Consider the following 22,381-nt stretch of genomic DNA (forward strand, 5'->3'; position numbering starts at 1 on the left):
GGTTCATTGTTATCACCGGGAATTTTTCCCGATCTGCCACAGATTCTTGGCTGCCCAGCCTCGCCCAACAATTGAACGCAGTGCCGATTTAGCTACTCCCTTGGTAGCAATACCGCCCGTTTTACCCCCGGCCTGGCGCACCGGCCGCGCAGGCAATTTCCCCGTCTGCCTGCGTACCGGCACATGGCCTGGCCGACTTAAGTGCTAGCTCAGCCCCCTGAAAAGAGCATACCCAGCCCCCAGCCCAGCCGTTAGAAAGCTACTCCCCCACGCTAAGGAGCAAGCCATATGGGCTATACCACCCCACTCAGCCACCTGTTGTTGAGCTGCCTGCTGCTGGCAGGCCTGGGCAACCTTGCCCAGGCCGAGTCCATCAAGATCGGCCTCAACTACCCACGTACCGGCAATTACAAGGATGAAGGTCTGGAGCTGCGCCGTGGCGCATTGCTGGCCGTGGACGAGATCAACCAAGCAGGTGGCGTACTCGGCAAACCGCTGGAGCTGCTCAGCAAGAACACCAGCTCACAGGCCGACAAGGCCGCCAGCAATGTCGATTACTTCGCCAACCGGGGCGCACGTATGGTGTTTGGCGGAGCCACCAGCGAAGAGGCGATTGCCGCCGGGCAGCGCTCGCGTGAACGTGGCCTGCTGTATTTCGCCACCCTGAGCTATGCCAATGAAGTGACCGGCCAGGCCGGCCATCGCTATCTGTTCCGCGAGTCCAACAGCGCCTGGATGAGTGCGCGGGTACTGGGTGAATACCTGTCCTGGCATATGCCACGCCAGCGCTACCACTACATCATTGTCGATGACGCCTGGGGCCGCAGCATGGAAAACGCCCTGCGCCTGGCCACCAACAGCACCGACCGCGCCCGCCATGGCCGTACTGCGCTACCCAGTGGTCTGGTGCGCCGTGAGCAGTACCTGGCGGCGCTCAATAAAGCAGCCCGCAGCGAAGCAGATATCCTCGTGCTGGTGCTGCTCGGCGAGAACCTGCAGCGCAGCATGCGCATGGTGCACAACATGGGCCTCAAGCAACGTACACAGATCATCGTGCCCAACCTGACCAAGAGCGTTGTGCAGCAGGCCGGGCCGCTGGTGATGGAGGGCGTGATCGGCACCGAAGCCTGGACCTGGAACCTGCCCAGCCAGGACAACATCGCCCAGGGCCAGCAATTCGTTGAGCGCTACATCAGCGACTATCAGGAGTATCCCGGCAGCACCAGCGCCTCGGCCTACTCCATCGTCAGGCAGTGGGCCGATGCCGTGCAGCGCACGCAAAGCCTGGACAGCGAACGGCTGATCAGCACCCTGGAAGACCACAGTTACCAGTTGCTCAAGGGGCAGCAGCAGTGGCGCGCCTTCGACCATCAGAATGTGCAGAGCATCTATGCCGTACGGGTACGCAAGCGTGACGACGTGATGCTCGACCCGTTCAAGCAGCACTACTTCGACATCATCCATCATATGGACGGCGACCAGGCCGCGCCGAGCCAGGATGAGTGGCAGCAGGAACGTGGCGAGACCCTTACCCTGCAGTAAATCTGTGCGCGTGATGCTGCGCGGTTATCGATCCACCCGCTGCATCGCGGCCTGCTCATAACGCGGGTAGAGATGACTGACGCTGCGGATCAGCTCATAACGGCTGAGGCTGACACCGGCAAAGCGTTCGGGAATGGCGGTGCGGATCAGCTCGTTCATCTCCGCGCCCTGCTCGGCACCGCTGCGCATGACGCCGTCCAGCCAGCCGAGGTAATCACGCATCTGGACAAAGGGCGCAGCATCGGTTGCCAACGGGCCATGACCGGGCACGATCTGCTTCCAGGGCAGTTGTTGCAACTGGTCGAGATCCGCCAGCCAGGTGGCCAGCCCCGGCGTACCCGGTGTGGTCAGGGCACGCTGATAAAACACCAGATCACCGGCAAACAGCACGCCGCTCTGCACATCGAGAATCGCCAGATCGGCCCCGGTGTGGCCACTCAGGGCCAGCAGTTGCAACGTCCGCCCGCCTATCTCCAGCGCTCCTGGCTCAAGTGTCTCAGCGGGTAGCAGCACTTCAGTGCCACGCATCCAGTCGCCCACCAGACGGTACATGTTCTCCGCCATGGCATCGCCCTGTTCTGCCAGCAACGTGGTGGTGCCGGGCAAGGCGGCAATCGGCACATCGCTGAAGGCCTGATTGCCCAGCACATGGTCGGGGTGATGATGGGTCAGCATGACCTTGAGCAGCGGCTTGTCGGTAACAGCAGCAATCGCCTGGCGCATGGCTTCGCCGTAACGCCGCGACGGGCCGCTGTCGATCACCAGCACACCCTCGGCCGTGACGATAAACCCGGTGTTGACGATATTGCCGCCATTGGCCTGGGAGAAGTCGTCCGTGCTGCCTTCAAGCAGCCACACGCCATCGGCAATCTGTCGGGGCTGCAGGTTGTAGTTCAACGGATTGGCGTGCACACAGGCGCTGGCCAGCGCCGCCAGTATAAGTATCCAGCGCATAAGCACCTCGCGATGAAATGGGCAACGCCGTGCTGGGCTGCCCAGAGCAGAACCGCCGCTCAAGGCGTGAGACGGACCTCGCTGATCTGCACCAGCGGCTGACTGTCGGTAAAGTTCGGCAGATCGCCCATGATCCGTGCCGCGTGCGGGGCAAAGCGCTGCTCGAACACCGCCACGCTGTCAAAATACAGATGCCCCATGGCGATATAGGGCGCGGCCTGACCGGGCGTGGCGCTGGCCAGGCCCGCGTCCACGGCAATGCCCTGGCAGGCGCTGCGCAGGCATTCGCGAACGATCGCCATATGCTGCTCGCAGTAATAGGTCATGTCGAAACGCACGCCGGGGGTATTGGGGTACAGCACGCTGACTTTGATCATGGCAGGTCCTTGTGGCGTTCAGAGTTCGGCTTTGAATTCATTGCCGTTGTTGTCACGCAACCATAGCTCGGTCTCGACGTTGCCCTTTACATCCAGGCTGATAGTCGGATTTTCGCTGACGGCGGGAAACAGTTCGAGGCTGGCCAGAGTGTTACCGCTGCGATCACGCAACTGCGCCTGGTTGAGAAAGAATTCCGGGATGCCGCCTACCAGGCCGTTGTCCATCGGGTGGGCCACCTGCACGCGCAGGCGGTTGGCATCGGCCAGGACAAAGCGCTTGCCGAGCACCTCGCCCAGGTGTTCCTCCCAACCGGCCTGGGCGCGCACCACACTGGGGGCTGTGCAGCCGCCACCGGCAGCCTCGATCTGCGTCGAGCCAATATGCCAGAGCCCATCGCGGGTCAGCACCGCCACCCGCAGCGGCGTGGCCTGCTCCACTCGGATGCGGATAGCCAGCCGTGGCAACACCTGCTCGCCCGGCTGAAAATCGAAGATCTGTGGAATCGGATTGAGTTCGGCCCAGGCCAGCATGCGCACCACCTGACCGTCGAAGGCGCTGGCGTCGATCTGGATCGGCACCTGCCGCGCGTCCTCGGCAAACGGCGGCGCGCTGAGCTTGACCCGCTCATCGAAAACAAAGGCTTCGCCGTCCAGCAGACGCTCGTGGTAGTAGTCCCACATCACCGATGTGACCGGGTCGCGCTGGCTGCCCCAGCTGTCCCAGGGCACGGCAAACAGCGCCAGCAGTAGAAATGAACGCCAATCCAGTTCCATCCCACACCTCCCGGTGCCGTTAACCTGCCGCCCTACTCAACCTCCTGATACAACCCCGGCAACTCATAACGCAGGCCGTAGTGGCCATAGATGCGTTTGAGCTCCCCGGCGAGAATCAGCTCTTCGAGCTTTTCTTCCAGGGCATAGGCCAGCTGCCGGTTGCTTTCATGCACGGCCATACCGATGTCCCAGACCTGCTTGCCCATGTCCGGGTAAGCGTTTTCGGCCAGCGCCAGCTGCTCGTCGGCCGCCAGTTTGAGCTGCCAGTCGACCTCACCGCGCAACGCCATCACCGCATCCACTTCACCGGTTTTCATCGCCGCGAACGCTTGCTGAACATTGCCGTAGTGATGGGTCTGCTGGCTGAGCATGCCGTCTTTCACCGATGACAGATAAAAGGACGGCACGCTTTCCACCTCAACGCCAATGGGGTGGCGCTGAAACACCGCCACACTGGGCACCGCGTCCAGCCGGCGGCGGTCGAACGCCACCTGCCAGCGCTCACGTTGATACGGGCCGAACATCACCACCAGCTCGTTGACCAGCTCGCCGAACTCGTTGCTCTTGTAGGAAAACTCGCGGTCATAAGGCACGCGCAGCATCACATCGGCCAGTTCGTGCGGACGCAGGTAATGCCCGCGCCAGATGTAATCACGCAGGTCATCATCGAGCTTCTCGCCCGGCGGTGCCCAGATCACCTCAAGCCTGAGCCCCAGACCTGCGGCCAAAGCCTCGGCGACCTCATAGTCGACGCCACGGGATTTCCCATCCTGCTGAAAGCTGTAAGGCGCGAAATCCTGATACAGCGCTACCTTGAGCACACCGGACTCGACAATCGAGTCATAGCTGCGCACCTGCGCCTGCAGCGGCATACAGACCGCCAGCAGTGCAGAACACCACAGTCCCAGCCACGCCAGTCGCCGAGCCATGCCGACTACTCCTCGATGGCCACGCTCTCCAGGTAACTGCGCACGGCCCACAGCGCTTCCTGGCTGAGGTAGTCGGCCATTTTCGGCATATACACACGGCCATCACGCACGGCGCCGTTGATCACCCGCTCCTTGAACCACTCATCGCCGCTGATGCCGGCTTCGAGCAGGCGCAGGTCCGGGGCGATACCACCGGATTTGGCTTCCAGGCCATGGCACGCCGCGCAGTTCTGGTTGTAGGCCGAAGAACCAATTTCGATGGCGCGCGGGTTGTCCCGGTAGGGGTTCTCATCACGCCATTCTTCGCCCAGCGGCTCCAGACCGTCGGTCTTCACCGCCTGGGGCACCACATCGCCATGCGCCCAGAGGTTGGCCGAGAAGACCAACAGCAACAGAGCAAAACCGGTGTTCTTTTTAATTGTCATGTTCAAGGCCTCATCGAATGCACGCACACAGCTCGTACGGAGCTTGCTTGCGAGCATCTTAGAAACAGCGCCGCGCCCGCCGAATGCTGCTTTGGTGGCCCGCGACTAGTCCCTTGGTAGTAGGGCTTGCGACCCCATGACAGGTGGCTTTGGCAGCAAGGCTAAGTCATGTCCGGTTTGGGCATTCTTCCCGGCGCAGGCGGGAGTTTTTCCGTTTCGGCGCAATCCCCGTGGTTCCACTATCGGCTCGCCAGGTCGCCAACAGGGCAGTGCCTGCAACCTTCACCACCACGATGGGAAACCACAACCATGACAACAAGATCGTTACCCAGCATGCCGCGCCCCGTGGCACTTGCCGTCCACAGCCTGCTGCTGGCCGGTGGCCTGGCCTTGAGTGGCAGCGCCCTGGCCAAGAATGTCACCTGGGACGACATCGCCAACGACCACACCACCACCAACAACGTGCTGCAGTACGGCATGGGCACCAACGCCCAACGCTGGAGCCCGCTGGCCCAGGTCAACGACCAGAACGTGTTCAAACTGACGCCCGCCTGGTCGTTCTCCTTTGGCGACGAGAAACAGCGCGGCCAGGAGTCCCAGGCCATCGTCCATGACGGCGTGATCTACGTCACCGGCTCCTACTCGCGGGTATTCGCCCTCGATGCGAAAACCGGCAAACGCCTATGGACCTACAACCACCGCCTGCCAGACAACATTCGTCCGTGCTGCGACGTGGTCAACCGTGGCGCGGCCATCTACGGCGACAAGATCTACTTCGGCACCCTCGACGCCCGCGTCGTCGCGCTGAACAAAGACACCGGCAAAGTGGTGTGGAACAAGAAGTTCGGTGACCACGCCGTTGGCTACACCATGACGGGCGCGCCGACCCTGGTGAAAGACCAGAAGAGCGGCAAGACCCTGCTGATCCACGGCAGCTCCGGTGACGAATTCGGCGTGGTCGGCAAACTGTTTGCCCGCGACCCGGATACCGGCGAAGAAGTCTGGATGCGTCCGTTCGTCGAAGGCCACATGGGCCGTCTGAATGGCAAGGACAGCACCCCGACCGGCGACATCAAAGCCCCGTCCTGGCCGGATGACCCCAACCACCCAACCGGCAAAAAGGCCGCCTGGAGCCAAGGCGGTGGTGCACCGTGGCAGAGCGCCAGCTTCGACGCGGAAACCAACACCATCATCATCGGCGCTGGTAATCCGGCTCCATGGAACGGCTGGGCGCGTACCGCTGACGGTGGTGATCCGAAGGATTACGACAGCCTCTACACCTCCGGCCAGGTAGGCGTAGACCCGACCACCGGTGAAGTGAAGTGGTTCTACCAACACACCCCGAACGATGCCTGGGATTTCTCCGGCAACAACGAACTGGTGCTGTTCGACTACAAGGACAAGGCCGGTAAAACCGTCAAAGCTACCGCCCACGCCGACCGCAACGGTTTCTTCTATGTGGTCGACCGCGCCAACGGCAAGCTGCAGAACGCCTTCCCCTTCGTCGACAAGATCACCTGGGCCAGCCACATCGACCTGAAAACCGGTCGCCCGGTTGAGAACGAAGGCCAGCGCCCACCAAAACCGGAGCCAGGTGAAGCCAAAGGCAAATCGGTAGAAGTGTCGCCGCCATTCCTCGGTGGCAAAAACTGGAACCCGATGGCCTACAGCCAGGACACCGGCCTGTTCTACGTTCCGGCCAACCACTGGAAAGAGGACTACTGGGCCGAGGAAGCCAACTACAAGGCGGGCTCCGCTTACCTGGGCATGGGTTTCCGCATCAAGCGTCTGTACGAAGACCACGTCGGTATCCTGCGTGCAATGAACCCGACCACCGGCAAGGTCGTCTGGGAGCACAAGGAAAAACTGCCACTGTGGGCCGGCGTACTGGCGACCAAGGGCAACCTGGTGTTCACCGGCACCGGCGACGGCTACTTCAAGGCCTTCGACGCGAAGAACGGCAAGGAGCTGTGGAAGTTCCAGACCGGCACCGGAATCATCTCCCCGCCCATCACCTGGGAACAGGATGGCGAGCAGTACATCGGCGTAACCACCGGTTACGGCGGCGCAGTACCGCTGTGGGGTGGCGACATGGCCGAGCTGACCAAGCCGGTCGCGCAAGGCGGCTCGTTCTGGGTATTCAAGCTGCCAAGCTGGGATAACAAGACCGCACAACGCTGATCGCTACTCGCATGGCGCACCCTAGGGTGCGCCATGCGCATCCACTTTCGCGCTTCCAAGCAACCACCTGCGTTGCCCCCGTGGTGCGCACGGCGCACCCCACCCGAGGACTCGCCATGAATTACCTGCCTCTGCTTCTGCCCGTCGTACTGCTGACTCTGGGTACCGAACTGGTCAACGCCGATGAGGTGCTCACCGTCAACGGCTGCCGCATCGAAGCCGACAGCCAATGCCCCAACGCCAACCTGCAAGGTGCCAACCTGAGCAACCAGGACATGCGCCGCATGAACCTGGAAGGTGCCGACCTGCGTGGTGCCGATTTACGCCATAGCCGCCTGGACCTGGCCAATCTGGAAAAAGCCAACCTGCAAGGTGCCAACCTGACCCGTGCCAGCCTGCAACAAAGCCAGTTGCGCCTGGCCGACTTCAGCAACAGCACCCTGGTGGCCATCAACGGCTGGGCCATGTATGCCCAGGCGGCAAAGTTCAATCAAGCCGATATGCGCGCCGCCAACCTGGAATTCGCTCGCCTGTCTGCCGCCAAGCTGCACAATGCCAACCTGCAAGCGGCTAGCCTGGAAATGACCTGGCTCAGCAAGGCCGACCTCAAGGGCGCCGATCTCCAGGACGCCAACCTGCAAGAGGTCAAACTCTCCGGCTCCAACCTCGCCGACGCCGACCTGAGCGGCACGCGCACCCACTACGGCAACTTCCAGGGCGCCAATATGGAAGGCTGCACCGCCTGCCCCGATGGCTGGGACTGAGGCGTGACGCGATGCGGCCCGAGGTGGACAAGCTTCGCGTTGTCCACCCTACCCAATGCGTAGGGTGGATGACGCTTTCTTCATCCACCGCTGGCCAGGCTAGTTCCGAGCGACTCGCTGCTGGCCAAGCCAGCCCCGGACGGACGCAATCACGGCGTCGGTGCGGCTCTCGCCGGAGTCATCCCTGAACTTGTGATCGACGTTCTCGACCAGCAGGAAATCGACATTGCTCTTGCCCTCGCGGAGCTGCTCCGCCTGCTCGCGCGCCAGGCCAGGCGACACGCTTTCGTCGCGTTCCGCCTGGATGATCAGCAACGGTGCGTCGACCTGCTGCAAGGCGGAACGTTGGTCGAGGGTGAACATGCTCTTCCACCAGCGAAAGCCGTGGCCACTCATCCGCAGGTCCATCGTCTCGGCGTTCATCACGCTGTCCCGAAATCCCAGGAACCCGGCCTTAGCCTCGTCGAGCGCCGCCGGGGGAAGCTCGCGAGCCATGCTGTACAGAACGTCGTCGTGAAAGAACCGGCCACCCCCATTGAGGGTCACCAGCGCGCTGACGTCCTCGCGCCGAGAGGCGACCAGCGCCGCCACCACAGCACCTTCACTGCCCCCCAACAGCACCAGCTGCTCATAGCCGCGCTGCTCGGCCAAGGCGTCGATCACCTGCAAGTAGTCACGCGTTCTCTGTTCCGGCGAATCATGGCTGAAGTACGACTCGGGGCAGTCGGGGCTGTCCCCAGTCGGGTTCCAGGCAGCCGCACGGGTGAGCCCGTATTTCTCCACCGTCAGGACATCGGCCCCCTCGAGCAAGGTGGAGAACTGCTCGTTGATGACCGGGTTGTGCGCCACACTGTTGCAGTCCGAGCCCTGCATCAGCACCAGCAAAGCCCGATTGCCGTTGCCATCCAGGTAGTAAGTGATGGATGAACCATCCTCGCGCGGCAAAGCAGCGCTCTCGGCTGCAGAAGCGCCGCCGCTCGCCGCCAACACCAGCATGCAGAGTGCGGCAGGTATCCCTTTGTTCATGGCTATCTCCCTGATTGTCGAGCACGCCTCGTGCCATCACGGCCGGACCGCGGTCCGCAGCGTTGCTGCTGACGAGGCCTTCTAAGTCTGCCGCGGAATCTACAACGAATCGCTGCCTCGTGCCGAGCCAGTCGATTGCATGGAATTTCCGCTGAAGCGATCTCAGGCGCTCTCCAAGCCCACCCGCACCACGCCACTGTCGATGGCCAGATGCACCAGCTCGGCCTGGGAGCTGACCTGCAGTTTGCTCTTGAGCAAGGTCTGGTAATTGGACACGGTCTTGCCGCTGATACACAGCCGCTCGGCAATCTGCCGGCTGGGCATGCCTTTGGCCAGCATCACGAATATCTCGAACTCACGCTGGGTCATGCCGCGCAAACGCGGGTCACTGCTGCCCTCGCCCAGTGGATTACAGGCCAGGTGCGTGGCCAGGCTCTGCTCGATATAGGCATGCCCGGCAAGGGTGCGTTTAACCGCTTCAACCAGCACCTCGGGTGAGGAGGTCTTGGTCAGATAGCCCAGCGCACCGGCCTCCAGGGCCTGGCGCACCAAAGGCAGCTCATCATGCATGCTGAAGAACAGCACCCGCAGTTGCGGCAAACGCTGACGCAGCCGCCGGGTAGTTTCCAGGCCGCTGATCCCGGGCAGGCCGATATCCATGATGACCAGATTGGGGATTTCCTCCTGCACCATCTGCAGGGCCTGCTCGCCATCGCAGGCCTCGCGTACCTGCACCTCTGGCAACAAGGCCCGCAGCAGGCTGGCATAGCCCTGACGGACCACCGCGTGATCATCGACCAGCAGAATCTTCATAGTTCGGGCTCCGGCACTATCAGGGTCAGGCACAGTGCCCACCCCGCGTGAGGACGGCTGTGTACGCGCAGTACGGCACCCAGGCTGCGCGCACGCTCGTGAATCGAGCGCAGGCCAATACCGGGGCGCTGCGGCAGTTGCGCACCACAACCATTGTCACGAATAAACAGACGCAAACGCTGCCCCTGATAATGCAGGCGCACGCGCACTTCGCTGGCCTGGGCGTGCCTAGCGACGTTGGTCAGGGCCTCCTGCACCAGCCGGTACAGATGCGCCTTGGTCGGCAGTGGCAAACTTGGCAGCCGGCTGCTGAGCGAAACCTGGCACTGCACGCGCTGTGCGGCCTGCCAGTTATCAGCGAGCAGTTGCAGCGCCTCATCCAGTTCAAGGCGCTCCAGCACCACCGGGTAGAGATCACGGATCAAGGCGCGAAAACCGTCCTGCAAGCGCTGGCAGTGGTTGTCCAGATGCTGGGCGGTCAGGCGCACCTGCTCGGGCTGATCGGCCACCGCCTGCAACAGGCAGGCCTGGGCACGGATACCGCTGAGGTACTGGCCGAGGTCGTCATGCAGGGTCTGCCCAAGGCGGGTGCGCTCGCGCTCCTGCAAGGCCATCAGCGCCTGGGTCAGCTCGGTATTGTCGGCCTGTACCTGTTGCAGGGTGGTGGCCATGGCATTGAAATGCCCGGCCAGTTGCCGAGCTTCTGGCAGGCTGTGCGCCGGCAGACGCGCATCAAGCTGGCCCTGAGTCACCTGTTGCAGGCCGCCCAACAATTCATCCAGTACTCGCAGACCGCGGTGTACAGCCCAGCGAATCGCCACCAGGCTGATCAACAGCGCCAGCAGGCAGAGCAACAGCAGTTGCAGCAGCGAATCCCAGACTTCATCGATTTCATCCGCCGGATCGACGGCAATCTGCAACTGTCGGCCATCGGCCAGTTGCACGCGGCGCGGGCGGTGCTCAAGGGGAAACAGGCGCTGCCCCAGCCACTGTTCAAACGAGGCGTCTGGCGCGGCCGCAGACGCTGGTAGCCATTGCACCCGCACATGCCGCAGGTTGCCGGTCAGCCCGCTGTGCAGGCTGGCCGGGTCACGCTGAGCCGCTTCGTACAGGTATTCGACCACCGCCTCGGCAGCCTGCACCTCACGCTGTACATCCTCGCGGGCCTGGCGCAGCAGCAACGCCAGGCCCAGCACCGTGACCAGTGCAAAAAACAGCGTCACCAGCAGGTAGATGCGCCACAGAACGGACACGTTACTTGACCACGAAGTGACCGAGCATGCCCTTGCCTTCCAGGCCCTTGGCATAGAAACGGAACGTGCCGGGCTTGATCGGCACGAAGAAGATCTCCGCCTCACCGGCTTCCTCAAACTCCAGTTCGGTAAGGGTGATGGCCTTGATCTCGACACCACCAGCTTCGACCTTGCGCAGGTAGATCGAGGTGGCGAACTCGGGGGCCTGGAAAGCGTACTCCTTCAGCCCGCTGGCGATGATCTTCAGCTGATAGGCCTTGCCAGTTTCCAGCTGGTATTCGTTCTGCGACAGGCTGTAGTCGCTGGCTTCGCTGCCCAGCAGCAGATCCGGCAATTTCTCGGTGCGACGGGTCAGGTCGCCTGCCGCATAAATGTTGTCAAAACCGATCAGGCTGCTCAGCAGAATCAGCGCCAGGGCGAGTGTTTTGAGCGTGCTCATGGAGGGTACCTGTTGTTGTTTTATAGGATGGAATCATCCTAAAACGCTGGCGCACCCGCCGACTTACTACCTTGGTACTGGCGTACTGGTACTTTGGGCATATTTCCCGAATAGCGGGCTGTTCCTATGCTGGCGACACCTAGCCAGGAGTCGCCTCATGCCCCGGATCAGCCAATCGCTTATGCTCTGCGCCGCCGTGTTGTGCAGCCTGGCCACACCCTGCCTGGCCAGCTCGACAACCGACACGTTGCAGGTGCGCATTGCCTACCTGGGTTACACCCCGGCAACCGGCCCGTTACTGTCCAACGTCATCCCCGAGCCGGCAGATACCGGCCTGCGCGGGGCCGAACTGGCGATTGTCGACAGCAACAGCACCGGGCGTTTTCTCAAGCACAGTTACCAACTCGAAGTAGCCGAACGCAGTGATAACGACAGCTTGCTGATGGCTGCCCGTGAGCTGCATGCACAGGGCGTGCGCCTGTTCGTGGTTAACGCTCCGGCAGCGACCCTGCGCCAACTCAGCCAAGAGTTGCCCGACAGCTTGCTGCTCAATGCCGGCAGCGCTGACGACAGCCTGCGCCACAGTCAGTGCCTGAACAATGTGCTGCACACCCTGCCCAGCCGCGCCATGCTCGCCGATGCCCTGGCGCAGTTTCTCGCCGTGCGCAAATGGACGCGTTGGCTGCTGGTGACCGGCAGCACTGAGGACGATATTGCCTACGCCGCTGCGCTTAAACGCGCCGCCAAACGCTTCGGCCACAAGATCGTCGCCGAGAAGCCATGGAGCTTCGACAACGACCAGCGCCGCAGCGCACAGGCGGAAATGCCGCTGTTCACTCAGACCGCCGAATACGACGTGGTGCTGGTGGCCGACGAGCGTGGCGACTTTGGCGAGTACCTGCCCTACAACACCTGGTACCCGCGCCCGGTGGCCGGCACCCAAGGCCTGACCCCGACCGCCTGGCACAAGACCGTGGAAACCTTCGGTGCCGCGCAGTTGCAGAAACGCTTCGAGGCGCTGGCCGGGCGCTGGATGAACGACCGCGATTTCGCGGCCTGGATGGCCGTACGCAGCATCGCCACTGCCGTGACCAAATTACGCGCCAGCGAACCGCAGGCTATCCGCACGCTGGCACTGTCCGCCGAGTTGCCGCTGGATGGCTTCAAGGGCCGCAAGCTGAGCTTTCGCCCATGGAACGGTGAACTGCGCCAACCCATACCGCTGGTACAGCCACGCGCGCTGGTCAGCACCTCGCCACAGGACGGTTTTCTCCACCCCGACAACGAAATGGACAGCCTCGGCTATGACCGGCCGGAAGTGAACTGTGATCTGGCAGGTACCGCCAACTGATGGTGCACCGCTCGCACCATCTGCCGCCCAAGACAACAACAAGAGGATCAACCCCATGCGCCTAACTCACCTTGCCTGCGCCATTGCCCTTGGCCTGGCCAGCCACAGCATTCTGGCGGCTACCGCCTATGTATCCAACGAGAAAGACGACAGCATCAGCGTGATCGACCTGGACAGCCTTGAGGTCACCGCCACTCTTGAGGTGGGCATGCGCCCGCGCGGCCTGCTGTTGTCCAGTGACAACAAGCTGCTGTACATCTGCGCCAGCGACTCAGACCGCGTGCAGGTGATGGACCTGGTCACCCGCACCATCATCAAGGAACTGCCCTCGGGCGCCGACCCCGAGCAGTTCGCCCTGCACCCCAACGACCGCTGGCTGTATATCTCCAACGAGGACGATGCGCTGGTGACCGTGGTCGACACCCAGAGTGACGAGGTGCTGGCGCAAATCGACGTCGGCGTCGAGCCGGAAGGCATGGCCGTCAGCCCCGATGGCAAATGGGCGGTCAACACCAGCGAAACCACCAACATGCTGCACTGGATCGACACCAGCACCCAGCAGTTGGTGGACAACACCCTGGTCGATCAACGCCCACGCCATGTCGAATTCGACAAGACCGGCAAACGCCTGTGGGCCTCGGCCGAGATCGGCGGCACGGTCAGCGTGATCGACGTCGCCAGTCGACAGATCGAAAAAGTACTGACCTTCCAGATCAAGGGCGTACACCCGGACAAAGTGCAGCCGGTAGGGGTCAAGCTGAGTGACGACGGCAAGTACGCCTTTGTCGCCCTCGGCCCAGCCAACCATGTGGCCGTGGTCGATGCCAAAACCTATGAAGTGCTCGATTACCTGCTGGTCGGTCGGCGCGTCTGGCACATGGCGTTCACTCCGGATCAGAAGCGCCTGTTGACCACCAACGGGGTCAGCGGTGATGTGTCGGTGATCGACGTCGACAGCCTCAAGGTGACCAAGTCGATCAAGGTCGGCCGCTACCCCTGGGGCGTGGTCGTCACACCATGAGTGCGCTGCAGGTACAGGGCGTGAGTTTCGCCTACGGCCCACGCCAGGCCTTGCAGGAGGTCAGTTTCAATATCGCGCAGGGCAGCTTCAGCGCATTGCTTGGGCCTAACGGTGCGGGTAAATCAACACTGATCGCCCTGCTCACCCGGCTCTACGACCTACAGCACGGCGACATTTACATCTTCGGCCACAGCCTGCGCCGTGAACCACGCCAGGCGCTGCGCCAATTGGGTGTGGTGTTCCAGCAGAGCACCCTGGACCTCGATCTTTCGGTGCAGCAGAACCTCGCCTACCACGCCGCACTGCATGGCCTGGGCAAACGCGAAGCAGCGGCGCGCATCGACGAAGAACTGACTCGCCAGCAACTCGGCGAACGCCGCCACGAGAAGATCCGCGCGCTGAATGGCGGCCACCGCCGCCGCGTCGAGATTGCCCGCGCCCTGCTGCACCGACCACGCCTGCTGCTGCTTGATGAAGCCAGCGCTGGCCTCGATCCGGCCAGCCGTCTGGCACTGAATCAGCATGTGCGCACGCTGTGCAGCGAACAGCAACTGGCGGTGCTGTGGACCACCCACCTGCTCGATGAAATAGCGCCAGGCGACGACCTGCTGGTTCTCAACCGCAGCCGCCTGGTCGCCCAGGGCCCTGCCGGCGAACTGGGTGATGATCTGGCCGCCAGCTTCAACCGACTCACTGCGCCAGCACCACAACCGATGGAGGTTGGTCGATGAATGCCTACTGGTATTGCCTGCAAGGCATCGTGCAACGCGAATGGCTGCGCTTCGTGCTGCAGCGCAGCCGCTTCTTCAGCGCCCTGGTGCGGCCATTGCTGTGGCTGTTGGTGTTCGCCGCTGGCTTTCGCGCGGCGCTGGGCATCGCCATCATCGCGCCCTACGACACCTACATCACCTACGAAACCTATATCGTGCCGGGGCTGGCCTGCATGATCCTGCTGTTCAACGGCATGCAGGGCTCACTGTCGATGGTCTACGACCGCGAAATGGGCAGCATGCGCGTGTTGCTGACCAGCCCACTGCCACGGGCCTTTCTGCTTGCCAGCAAACTGCTGGCGATTGCTCTGATCTCACTGCTGCAGGTGTATGCCTTTCTCGCCATTGCCTGGTTCTACGGCGTGCAACCGCCCGTCTGGGGCCTGCTCGCTGCGCTGCCGGCGCTGCTGCTGGTGGCGCTGTTGCTCAGCGCCCTCGGCCTGCTGCTGTCCAATGGCATCCGCCAGTTGGAGAATTTCGCCGGGGTGATGAATTTCGTCATCTTTCCGCTGTTTTTCCTTTCCTCGGCGCTCTATCCGTTGTGGAAGATGCGCGAGGCCAGCGAGTGGCTGTACTGGCTGTGCGCCCTCAATCCCTTCACCCATGCCGTGGAGCTGGTGCGCTTTGCCCTCTACCAGCGCTTCAGCCCACTGGCTCTGGCCGTATGCCTGGGCCTGACCCTGCTGTTCGCAGCGCTCGCAGTGCTGACCTTCAACCCGCAGCATGCAGCCCTGCGCAAAGGCAGCTAGGCATATCAGGCACCACGCATATCTACTACTTTGGTACTGGTTTTCATCTCCAACGTAGAATTCCCAAAGCATCGGCATTGCCCTGTAATAGACCGATAAAAAGAACCGAGAACAAAGGCGATGAAACACTGGCCAAAGGCCCTGATAGTGATTGCCAGCCTGCTACCGACCAGCGCCGTACTGGCCGATACCCCGTTGTTTTCTGCCGATGGCTACCGCCTCAGCCATTACCGCAGCCCCACACCGCTGACCCACGAACACGCACACACCCTGGACACCGCTGCCCTGCAGCAGTTGCTGCGTGAACAGCCTGGCACTCGGCTGATCGATGTTTATCGCCAGCAATGGCTGCACGGCCAGTTCATCGAGGATGAAGTGCACGCCAACCTGCCTAACAGCCTGTGGCTGGCCAATACCGGCGACGGTGAGCTGAGTCCGCAGTGGCAGAATTACTTCCAGCGCAGCCTGGCCCAGGCCAGCCAGGGCAATCGCGCCTGGCCGCTGGTGTTCTACTGCCGCTCCGACTGCTGGCTGGGCTGGAATGCGGTAAAACGCGCCCATCATCTGGGTTACACCAACCTGTACTGGTACCGTGACGGCATCGACGCCTGGCAACAGGCCGGCCTGCCCCTAATACCCGCACAACCGCTGCCCTTGCTGCGTTAAACCATGCGTTACGGCTGCAACCCCACCATAATCAAAACAACGAGGTGATAAGGCCATGTACAAAATTCTGATTGCCGATGACCACCCGCTGTTTCGCGAAGCCATCCACAACGTCATCAGCGACGGCTTCCCCGGCAGCAACATCATGGAAACCGCCGATCTCGATAGCGCCCTGGCACTGACCCAGGAGCACGACGACCTCGACCTGATCCTGCTTGACCTGAACATGCCCGGCATGCACGGCCTGGGCGGGCTGATCAACCTGCGCAACGAAGCACCGACCATTCCGGTGGTGATCGTCTCGGCCGAGCAGGACAAACAGATCGTCCTGCAGGCCATCACCTACGGCGCGGTCGGTTTTATTACCAAGTCCTCGCCACGGGCGCAGATGACCGATGCCATCCAGCAGATCCTCAACGGCAACGTCTACCTGCCGCCGGACATCATTCGCACACAGAAAAGCGGCTCGCAGCGCAGTCACGCCGACCACCACAGTTTCCCCCCAGAACTGCTGCAAGCGCTGACCCGCAAGCAGTTGCTGGTGCTCGAACGCATGACCAAAGGCGAGTCCAACAAACAGATCGCCTACAGCCTGGACATCGCCGAAACCACGGTGAAGGCCCACGTCTCGGCGATTCTGCGCAAGCTCAATGTGCACAACCGGGTACAGGCGATTCTCTCCGCTGGCGACATCGACTTCGCGGCTTATCTGCGCCGCTGACCCGCTGTGCGCACAGCGCACCCTACGCCTTCAGGCTAACTCGCGTAGGGTGCGCGGCTACTCCCGCCGCTCCAGCAAGTGACTCATCGCCGTTTTCAGCTTCATCGGCCGCACCGGTTTGTGCATCAGGGTGTGGCCCAGCTCGCGCATCTGCTGCTTGAGTTCGTTGCTGTAGTTGGCGGTGATCATCAGTGCGGGCAAGGGTGAGCTACGCCGGGCGTTGATCTGCGCCACGGCATCCACACCGTTATGGTCGTCATCAAGGTGATAGTCGGCGATCAACAGGTCGGCATCGGCGTGGAAGTTGTCGACCTGGCGTGCCAGGTCCTCTTCGGACAAGGCCGTCACCACCTGACAGCCCCAGGCTTCCAGCAGCGTACGCATGCCGGCACAGATGGCGGCATCGTTATCCAGCACCCAGATGCGTGAACCACTGAGCCGCTCCACCAGCGGGTTGGGCGCGTCCTGCACGATACGGGCACGCGGCGCGAGGCTGGTCAGCGGCACTTCGATGGCGAACATCGAACCCTTGCCCTGGCGCGAGGCCACGCGAATGCGGTGGCCAAGCATGCGGGCGATCTTCTCGACAATCGCCAGGCCCAAGCCCAGGCCACGGTCCTGCTTGCGGTGGCTGACATCGCCGCGTTTGAATTCCTGGAAGATCTCGCCGAGCTTGTCATCGGCGATGCCGATACCGGTGTCCCATACTTCGATCGACAGGCTTTGTCGCCGCCGCCGACAACCCAGCAGGATGCGCCCGCTGGAGGTGTAACGGATGGCATTGCTGAGCAGGTTGCGCAGAATCCGCGCGAGTAACTGAATATCGCTGCGCACCAGTGCCGAACTGGGGATGAAGTCCAGGCGCAGACCTTCGCTGCCGGCGATCTGGTGGTATTCTGCGGCCAGGTTTTCCAGCAGTTCGCCGACCGCGAACGGAGCGATATCCGGCTTGATCACCCCGGCGTCGAGCTTGGAAATATCCACCAGGGTGCCGAGCAGGCTTTCCACATCTTCCAGCGAGTTGCTGACATTGCGCACCAGGGCAGCACTGCCGGCAAGGTCGCGTTTTTCCAGCAGCGCACTGGTAAACAGCCGCGCCGCATTGAGCGGCTGCAACAGGTCATGGCTGACGGCGGCTAGAAACTTGGTTTTCGACAGGTTGGCCTGCTCCGCCTCGCCTTTGGCCTCACGCAGACGGGCTTCCATCTGCGTGCGCTCATCGATCTCGCGGCGCAGCTGGGTGTTCAGATCGGTCAGTTCGGCAGTGCGTTCACGCACCCGCTGCTCCAGGTGCTGGTAGGCCTGATGCAGGGCTTCGGCGGTACGCCGGCGTTCGGTGATGTCGCGGATCAGCACGAATATGCCGACCACCTCGCCGCTGGCCTGGCGGTTGGGCACATAGGAACGCAGCATGTAGCGCTCCTGACCATGGTGATTGGTTTCGGCAAATTCAAAGGTCACGCTTTCGCCAGACAGCGCCCGCTCAATAAACGGCTCCAGCCGCCGGCAATGCTCTTCGCTGTGCACCACCCGCAGGCTTTGCCCGAGCATCGCGTCACGGGGCCAGCAGTACCACTCCTCGTAAACCTTGTTGGTGAACTGGTAGACCAGATCCGCCGTGAGGTAAGCGATCAGCGCGGGCACATGGTCGGTGATCAGGCGAATCCAGCGCTCGCTTTCGCTCAGCGCCTTGGCATGACGGTGGCGCTCGGTGATGTCAGTGAAGGTGTTGACGAAGCCGCCAGTGGGCAGCGGATGGGTGCGCACCTCCAGCATGCGCCCATCGAACAGGCACAACTCCAGTTCCGCAATCAGCCGGCCGTTGGCATCGCGGCTGGCCGGCGTCAGCAGTTCCAGCTCGCTCTCAGCCATTACCTCGGCAAACGGCCGGTGGGCACTGATCGGGGCCAGGCCACAGAGGTCGAGAAAACGATGGTTCCACAACTCCAGCTGGCCCTCGGCATTGACCATGGCCATGCCTTGGGAGAGGTTGTCCATGGCCCGTTGCAACAGCCGCGACTTCTGCGCCAGGGCTTGCTCGCGGCGCATGGTTTCGTTGAGTTTGACCTCGGTGATGTCGGTGTAGAGGATCACCAGCCCGCCCTCGCGAGTCGGCCGTTCGCTAACCTGCACCCAGCGCCCGTCTTGCAGGCGGTAGAGCATGTTGTCGTCGCGATTGCCGCGCTGCTCCTCGACCACCAGGCCGGTGCTCTTGCTTAGGCGCTTGATCTCGGTCAGGCGCGTACCGGGGGTGATCCGCGCCCGGCTGCCAGCCCAGAACGACTTGAAGCGGCTGTTGAACAGCACGATGCGCTGCTCGCGATCAAACAGCACGAAGGCATCGGAAATACTTTCGATGGCATCGATCAGGTGCTGGTGAGCCGTCTCCGCCCGCAGACGCGCGTCGCTGAGCAACTGGTTGCTGGATTTAAGCTCGGCCATGGCCTGGTTGAGGGCATCGGTGCGCTCGCGCACCTGCTCGGCCAGCACCACCGAATGCTGGAACGCGGCGTAGGCATCATCACCGCGCGAATGCACCGACTCGACCCGCTCGATCAGGGCGCTGTTGATCTGCCGGAGTTTGCCATTCTGCCGTTCCAGTTCCAGGCAACGGGCTTGCAGCTCGGCCACATCAACCGCGACCGGGACGGCCAATGGCAACTCCGGTAAAGGTCTGGTTGATGTGCATGCCATTGAACTGCTCTCCGTAGGTATTGAAGCCGATCACGTTCTGGCTGCGCAGAAAGGCCGACACCGGCTCGACCCCGTCGCGCCCTTCGATTTCCAGACGGCGCAGAAAGCAGTCGCAGCCAATCGTCAGCAGCAATGGCCCAAGCCGTTCACGCAGGCCGTCGAACACCCCTTGCAGGTCAGGCAGCAATGGGCCGGGCTGCATGGCGGTGAGCACGATGCCGTTCTCTACCGCGCAATAGAAGGTCAGGCTGAGGTCATCGTTGACCCGCTGGATGGAGCGCACGTAGTACTGGCAACCAATGCGCACGGCCAGTGGATGGGCGGCAAACAGGCGATGGTCGAGGGCCTCCAGCGGCACGCCGATCAGCTCGGCATACTCCAGCGCTGCTGGCGCGGCATTGAGCTCATAGACCCGCCGGCTGGTGCTGTCGGCACGAGTTACCACCAGCTTCTCGTCACGCGGCAGAATGTGATGGGTACTGAACACCTCGAAATCCAGCCAGGTATTGAACAGCACCACCACCGCCGCGCCGGTATGGAATTCGCCGTTGTAGTAGACGTGGGTGTGGGTCAGGTGATTGTCGTCGCCGGCCGACCCGCCAAAGTGTGGAATGCTGCCAAAGGCCGCGCTCAACGCGCCAAGCACCACTTCCTCGCGGCTGGACAGACCATCGAGCAGGGTCAGGGCGAAACTGTGGCCCTTGATAGTGGCCAGCTCATTGTTGCGGCAATCACTGACCAGGCGCTCAACCAGCTGTTGCGCATCGATCAGACTGAAGCGCTCCATCTCGTCGATCAGCGCGCTGGCAATCGAAAAGCTGCGGTGGTCGAAGCCGATGGCGCTGACGCAACCACGGTCATAGCCCTGGGCGGTGATCTCCCCCGCACTGGTGCAGCCCACCAGGTTGATCCCGCCAAAGTATTGATCCAGGGCTTCGCCCAGGCTCTGCAGGTCGTATTCCGCCGAGCAGAAGAACAGTACAAAGCCAAGGTGTGGGTGGATCAGCTGACGGGCCAATTCCTGCGCCACCAGCTCGACATCCGTGGCGTTGGCAGTGGCGGTCACCACACCTTCGGTATGCGTATGCGGCATAGCGGCCCCCATGAGAAACACGGTAATTACTGGGGTTATTCTACGAAGCGGCTCCACTGCCCCACATGCCACTTGAGTAGCGCAGGACTAGTTCCTAAGTAGCGGGCCAGAACAACAGTGTCAGCACCAGCAGGCCGCTGTAGAAGCCGATCTCAAGGGTTTCACTGAGCGGCTGAATACGCCGCAGAGCCCCGTAGATATGGACGATGATCATCATCACGGCCACGGCGGCGAGCACCTCGAAAGTCGTGTGAATAGCCTCGCCAGTCAACGCGGCGCGCAACATCAAGGCTTCAACAATCAGGATAAAAGCCCCCAGGCAGCGCCCGAAATACACCGCCAGGTGGGTGTGACTGGGCAGCGTCCAGCCCATCAAACGGGCCCAGACCAGCGGGATGCAGAAAATCGGTAACGCAAAGACCAGGGTGGTCGCCAGGGTCAGCCACAGCAGGAATTGCTGGGCATGCGCACTCCATAAGCCGAGCATGGTGTCGTCCTTGGTGTCAGATAAGGGTTACAGGCAACGCATTAGCACGAGTGGCAATGCGAGCAGTACGCTGCTGCAGGGCAGCAGAATCAGCAGTGCATCCAGGGGCATGGCAACCTCCAGGTAAAAGCCGGGCAGGTCTGCCCGGCCTGTGCTGCATGCTTACCAGCTGAGAACGGCACCCACCGCGAAGGTGTTGGTGTCCTCACCCAGACCGCTGCCCTCGGCGGCATCGATCTCGTACTGGTTGTACTCGGCCACCAGTTTGAGGTTGTCGTTGATAGTGCGGAAATAGGCGATGCCGCGAGTCTCGTAGTCGGCGGCAGTACCCAGGCCATTGCCGTCATCCTCGGTTTTGCCGTAGGACAGCGCCACGCGGTTTTTGCCGAAGGTGTAGGAGCCCTGCAGCAGGTAGCCTTCGCTGTCGATCTCGCGCAGCGTGGCTTCACCGGCATTGTTGGTGAAGAACGGGTTGATCCCTTCAGCCTGGAAACCCGACGCGGTGACCGAGAAACCGGCCATCTTCGCCTGCACGCCATAACCCAGGCCTTGCGAGGTCACGCTGTCGACGGCCTTGTCGGTGTTATCGGAGGTCTGGTAAGCGCCGTTGAGCCAGGAGTAGATGGTCGCGCCGCCCACATCGAACTGGTAGCTGACCTCGGACTCGAAGCGCGGCTCTTCCTGGTAGGACTTACCCACGGCGCTGTCATCGTTGGTGTCCACCGGGTCCATGATGCCCACTGCCACACGCAGGCCTTCTGCCAGATTGTTGTTGCGGTAGGTGATTTGCGACGTCGGGAACGGATACGGGTAGCCGGTGCCAATGTTGCCGAACGATACGCCGTTGCCATCCACCAGGCCCAGGGTGTCGCTGACGTTGCCATAACCGGCCAACAGTTCGTCCAGAAAGATGTTCGAGCGCGAGAACAGGCCGAAGTCCTTACCCACCAGCACCTCGCCCCACTCCGGGCTGGAAACGGTGCCGTAGAACTGACGCACGTCGATAGCGGTATCGGTGCCGTTGGTTTCGCTGTCGTTGATGGTGACCCAGAACGACGAACGCCCGCCGAGTTTCAGGCCATCGATCTGCTTGCCAAAGTTGAAGCCAATCCAGTTGGGCAGAAAGCCCATTTTCACCCGCGACTGGCGACGGTCAAACTGCTCGCCTTCACGGTCGACATCGCTATTCACATAGAAGGCGTTGATATAGCCATCGGTGGAAAAGGTGGTTTCGTCCTGGTCATACAGGACGATCTCGGCAGCTGCATGTTGTGCTGTCGCCATGGCGACGGCAGCAGCCAGGGTCAGGGGCAGAAATCGGGTGCTGGCGATCTTGTTGTTGTTCATAACAC

Annotated in this window: 22 protein-coding genes; 9 read left to right on the top strand and 13 right to left on the bottom strand. The window is 62.0% G+C overall.

The annotated features are described in order from the left end of the window. Positions 1 to 288: 288 nt before the first annotated feature. Positions 289 to 1,542 (top strand): ABC transporter substrate-binding protein, encoded by a 1,254-nt coding sequence (locus tag ACOCLD_RS14415; protein ID WP_422909656.1) that lies wholly within the window; start codon positions 289 to 291, stop codon positions 1,540 to 1,542. Between the two features lie 24 nt (positions 1,543 to 1,566). Here ACOCLD_RS14415 and ACOCLD_RS14420 read toward each other — a convergent pair whose 3' ends face one another. The 5 genes from ACOCLD_RS14420 to pedF form a co-directional block, all read right to left on the bottom strand. Next, entirely contained in the window at positions 1,567 to 2,496 is a 930-nt protein-coding gene (locus ACOCLD_RS14420) for a quinoprotein relay system zinc metallohydrolase 1 (RefSeq protein ID WP_422909657.1), read from the bottom strand. A 59-nt stretch (positions 2,497 to 2,555) separates the two neighbouring features. Next, positions 2,556 to 2,873, bottom strand: coding sequence for an EthD family reductase (locus ACOCLD_RS14425; RefSeq protein ID WP_422909658.1), 318 nt, complete (start codon positions 2,871 to 2,873; stop codon positions 2,556 to 2,558). A gap of 18 nt (positions 2,874 to 2,891) precedes the next feature. After that, entirely contained in the window at positions 2,892 to 3,641 is a 750-nt protein-coding gene (locus tag ACOCLD_RS14430) for a quinoprotein dehydrogenase-associated SoxYZ-like carrier (RefSeq protein ID WP_422911817.1), read from the bottom strand. Positions 3,642 to 3,679: 38 nt separating this feature from the next. Continuing rightward, positions 3,680 to 4,519, bottom strand: a complete 840-nt coding sequence (locus tag ACOCLD_RS14435; RefSeq protein WP_422911818.1) for a substrate-binding periplasmic protein — start codon at positions 4,517 to 4,519, stop codon at positions 3,680 to 3,682. A 62-nt stretch (positions 4,520 to 4,581) separates the two neighbouring features. Continuing rightward, positions 4,582 to 5,001 carry a cytochrome c-550 PedF gene (pedF, locus tag ACOCLD_RS14440; RefSeq protein ID WP_422909659.1) on the bottom strand — a complete coding sequence of 140 codons (420 nt, stop codon included), beginning with the start codon at positions 4,999 to 5,001 and terminating at the stop codon, positions 4,582 to 4,584. 309 nt (positions 5,002 to 5,310) lie between these two features. On the opposite strand from pedF, the gene exaA reads away from it, so the two are divergent. Next, positions 5,311 to 7,182, top strand: coding sequence for a quinoprotein ethanol dehydrogenase (gene exaA, locus ACOCLD_RS14445; RefSeq protein ID WP_233684629.1), 1,872 nt, complete (start codon positions 5,311 to 5,313; stop codon positions 7,180 to 7,182). 116 nt (positions 7,183 to 7,298) lie between these two features. After that, complete coding sequence (locus ACOCLD_RS14450; protein WP_422909660.1) at positions 7,299 to 7,946, top strand: pentapeptide repeat-containing protein; 648 nt, start codon at positions 7,299 to 7,301, stop codon at positions 7,944 to 7,946. 99 nt (positions 7,947 to 8,045) lie between these two features. Here ACOCLD_RS14450 and ACOCLD_RS14455 read toward each other — a convergent pair whose 3' ends face one another. The 4 genes from ACOCLD_RS14455 to ACOCLD_RS14470 all read right to left on the bottom strand — a co-directional run bounded on the left by ACOCLD_RS14455 (position 8,046) and on the right by ACOCLD_RS14470 (position 11,477). Beyond that, the gene (locus ACOCLD_RS14455; protein ID WP_422909661.1) at positions 8,046 to 8,972 is read right to left on the bottom strand and encodes an alpha/beta fold hydrolase; all 927 of its coding nucleotides are present in this window, start codon (positions 8,970 to 8,972) and stop codon (positions 8,046 to 8,048) included. Between the two features lie 162 nt (positions 8,973 to 9,134). Next, positions 9,135 to 9,785 (bottom strand): response regulator transcription factor, encoded by a 651-nt coding sequence (locus ACOCLD_RS14460; protein ID WP_422909662.1) that lies wholly within the window; start codon positions 9,783 to 9,785, stop codon positions 9,135 to 9,137. Further along, a complete protein-coding gene (locus ACOCLD_RS14465) occupies positions 9,782 to 11,038 on the bottom strand; it encodes a histidine kinase (protein WP_422909663.1) in 1,257 nt (418 codons plus the stop codon). The genes ACOCLD_RS14460 and ACOCLD_RS14465 overlap by 4 nt, the downstream gene beginning before the upstream one ends. 1 nt (position 11,039) lies before the next feature. Then, on the bottom strand, positions 11,040 to 11,477 hold the full coding sequence (locus tag ACOCLD_RS14470) for a copper-binding protein (RefSeq protein WP_233684625.1): 438 nt from the start codon (positions 11,475 to 11,477) through the stop codon (positions 11,040 to 11,042). A gap of 157 nt (positions 11,478 to 11,634) precedes the next feature. Between ACOCLD_RS14470 and ACOCLD_RS14475 the strand changes: the two genes are divergently transcribed. From ACOCLD_RS14475 to ACOCLD_RS14500, 6 genes are all read left to right on the top strand, one after another. Beyond that, a complete protein-coding gene (locus tag ACOCLD_RS14475; protein WP_422909664.1) occupies positions 11,635 to 12,828 on the top strand; it encodes an ABC transporter substrate-binding protein in 1,194 nt (397 codons plus the stop codon). 55 nt (positions 12,829 to 12,883) lie between these two features. Then, a complete protein-coding gene (locus ACOCLD_RS14480; protein ID WP_422909665.1) occupies positions 12,884 to 13,849 on the top strand; it encodes a YVTN family beta-propeller repeat protein in 966 nt (321 codons plus the stop codon). Continuing rightward, a complete protein-coding gene (locus ACOCLD_RS14485) occupies positions 13,846 to 14,580 on the top strand; it encodes an ABC transporter ATP-binding protein (protein WP_422909666.1) in 735 nt (244 codons plus the stop codon). The genes ACOCLD_RS14480 and ACOCLD_RS14485 overlap by 4 nt, the downstream gene beginning before the upstream one ends. Next, the gene (locus ACOCLD_RS14490) at positions 14,577 to 15,368 is read left to right on the top strand and encodes an ABC transporter permease (RefSeq protein ID WP_422909667.1); all 792 of its coding nucleotides are present in this window, start codon (positions 14,577 to 14,579) and stop codon (positions 15,366 to 15,368) included. The genes ACOCLD_RS14485 and ACOCLD_RS14490 overlap by 4 nt, the downstream gene beginning before the upstream one ends. A gap of 120 nt (positions 15,369 to 15,488) precedes the next feature. Beyond that, positions 15,489 to 16,034: a PQQ-dependent catabolism-associated CXXCW motif protein gene (locus ACOCLD_RS14495; RefSeq protein WP_422909668.1), complete on the top strand. Its 546-nt coding sequence runs from the start codon at positions 15,489 to 15,491 to the stop codon at positions 16,032 to 16,034. Between the two features lie 55 nt (positions 16,035 to 16,089). Continuing rightward, positions 16,090 to 16,755 carry a response regulator transcription factor gene (locus tag ACOCLD_RS14500; RefSeq protein ID WP_257779226.1) on the top strand — a complete coding sequence of 222 codons (666 nt, stop codon included), beginning with the start codon at positions 16,090 to 16,092 and terminating at the stop codon, positions 16,753 to 16,755. Positions 16,756 to 16,812: 57 nt separating this feature from the next. On the opposite strand, the gene nahK is transcribed toward ACOCLD_RS14500, so the two are convergent. From nahK to ACOCLD_RS14520, 4 genes are all read right to left on the bottom strand, one after another. After that, positions 16,813 to 19,449 (bottom strand): hybrid sensor histidine kinase/response regulator NahK/ErcS', encoded by a 2,637-nt coding sequence (gene nahK, locus ACOCLD_RS14505; RefSeq protein ID WP_422909669.1) that lies wholly within the window; start codon positions 19,447 to 19,449, stop codon positions 16,813 to 16,815. Further along, the gene (nosP, locus tag ACOCLD_RS14510) at positions 19,388 to 20,542 is read right to left on the bottom strand and encodes a nitric oxide-sensing protein NosP (protein WP_422909670.1); all 1,155 of its coding nucleotides are present in this window, start codon (positions 20,540 to 20,542) and stop codon (positions 19,388 to 19,390) included. The genes nahK and nosP overlap by 62 nt, the downstream gene beginning before the upstream one ends. Before the next feature lie 94 nt (positions 20,543 to 20,636). Next, the gene (locus ACOCLD_RS14515) at positions 20,637 to 21,029 is read right to left on the bottom strand and encodes a hypothetical protein (RefSeq protein WP_422909671.1); all 393 of its coding nucleotides are present in this window, start codon (positions 21,027 to 21,029) and stop codon (positions 20,637 to 20,639) included. Between the two features lie 162 nt (positions 21,030 to 21,191). Next, positions 21,192 to 22,376, bottom strand: coding sequence for a porin (locus ACOCLD_RS14520; protein ID WP_090252770.1), 1,185 nt, complete (start codon positions 22,374 to 22,376; stop codon positions 21,192 to 21,194). Positions 22,377 to 22,381: the final 5 nt, after the last annotated feature.

This window comes from Pseudomonas cimarronensis (genome assembly GCF_049331905.1).
Classification (GTDB): Bacteria; Pseudomonadota; Gammaproteobacteria; order Pseudomonadales; family Pseudomonadaceae; genus Aquipseudomonas.

Coding starts and splice junctions, on each gene's coding strand:
- ACOCLD_RS14500 (WP_257779226.1), top strand. CDS start 16,090: ATGTACAAAATTCTGATTGCCGATGACCACCCGCTGTTTCGCGAAGCC.
- ACOCLD_RS14415 (WP_422909656.1), top strand. CDS start 289: ATGGGCTATACCACCCCACTCAGCCACCTGTTGTTGAGCTGCCTGCTG.
- ACOCLD_RS14490 (WP_422909667.1), top strand. CDS start 14,577: ATGAATGCCTACTGGTATTGCCTGCAAGGCATCGTGCAACGCGAATGG.
- ACOCLD_RS14435 (WP_422911818.1), bottom strand. CDS start 4,519: ATGCCGCTGCAGGCGCAGGTGCGCAGCTATGACTCGATTGTCGAGTCC.
- ACOCLD_RS14480 (WP_422909665.1), top strand. CDS start 12,884: ATGCGCCTAACTCACCTTGCCTGCGCCATTGCCCTTGGCCTGGCCAGC.
- ACOCLD_RS14520 (WP_090252770.1), bottom strand. CDS start 22,376: ATGAACAACAACAAGATCGCCAGCACCCGATTTCTGCCCCTGACCCTG.
- ACOCLD_RS14515 (WP_422909671.1), bottom strand. CDS start 21,029: ATGCTCGGCTTATGGAGTGCGCATGCCCAGCAATTCCTGCTGTGGCTG.
- exaA (WP_233684629.1), top strand. CDS start 5,311: ATGACAACAAGATCGTTACCCAGCATGCCGCGCCCCGTGGCACTTGCC.
- ACOCLD_RS14495 (WP_422909668.1), top strand. CDS start 15,489: ATGAAACACTGGCCAAAGGCCCTGATAGTGATTGCCAGCCTGCTACCG.
- ACOCLD_RS14485 (WP_422909666.1), top strand. CDS start 13,846: ATGAGTGCGCTGCAGGTACAGGGCGTGAGTTTCGCCTACGGCCCACGC.
- ACOCLD_RS14455 (WP_422909661.1), bottom strand. CDS start 8,972: ATGAACAAAGGGATACCTGCCGCACTCTGCATGCTGGTGTTGGCGGCG.
- nosP (WP_422909670.1), bottom strand. CDS start 20,542: ATGCCGCATACGCATACCGAAGGTGTGGTGACCGCCACTGCCAACGCC.
- ACOCLD_RS14450 (WP_422909660.1), top strand. CDS start 7,299: ATGAATTACCTGCCTCTGCTTCTGCCCGTCGTACTGCTGACTCTGGGT.
- ACOCLD_RS14475 (WP_422909664.1), top strand. CDS start 11,635: ATGCCCCGGATCAGCCAATCGCTTATGCTCTGCGCCGCCGTGTTGTGC.
- ACOCLD_RS14425 (WP_422909658.1), bottom strand. CDS start 2,873: ATGATCAAAGTCAGCGTGCTGTACCCCAATACCCCCGGCGTGCGTTTC.
- pedF (WP_422909659.1), bottom strand. CDS start 5,001: ATGACAATTAAAAAGAACACCGGTTTTGCTCTGTTGCTGTTGGTCTTC.
- ACOCLD_RS14470 (WP_233684625.1), bottom strand. CDS start 11,477: ATGAGCACGCTCAAAACACTCGCCCTGGCGCTGATTCTGCTGAGCAGC.
- ACOCLD_RS14420 (WP_422909657.1), bottom strand. CDS start 2,496: ATGCGCTGGATACTTATACTGGCGGCGCTGGCCAGCGCCTGTGTGCAC.
- ACOCLD_RS14460 (WP_422909662.1), bottom strand. CDS start 9,785: ATGAAGATTCTGCTGGTCGATGATCACGCGGTGGTCCGTCAGGGCTAT.
- nahK (WP_422909669.1), bottom strand. CDS start 19,449: ATGGCATGCACATCAACCAGACCTTTACCGGAGTTGCCATTGGCCGTC.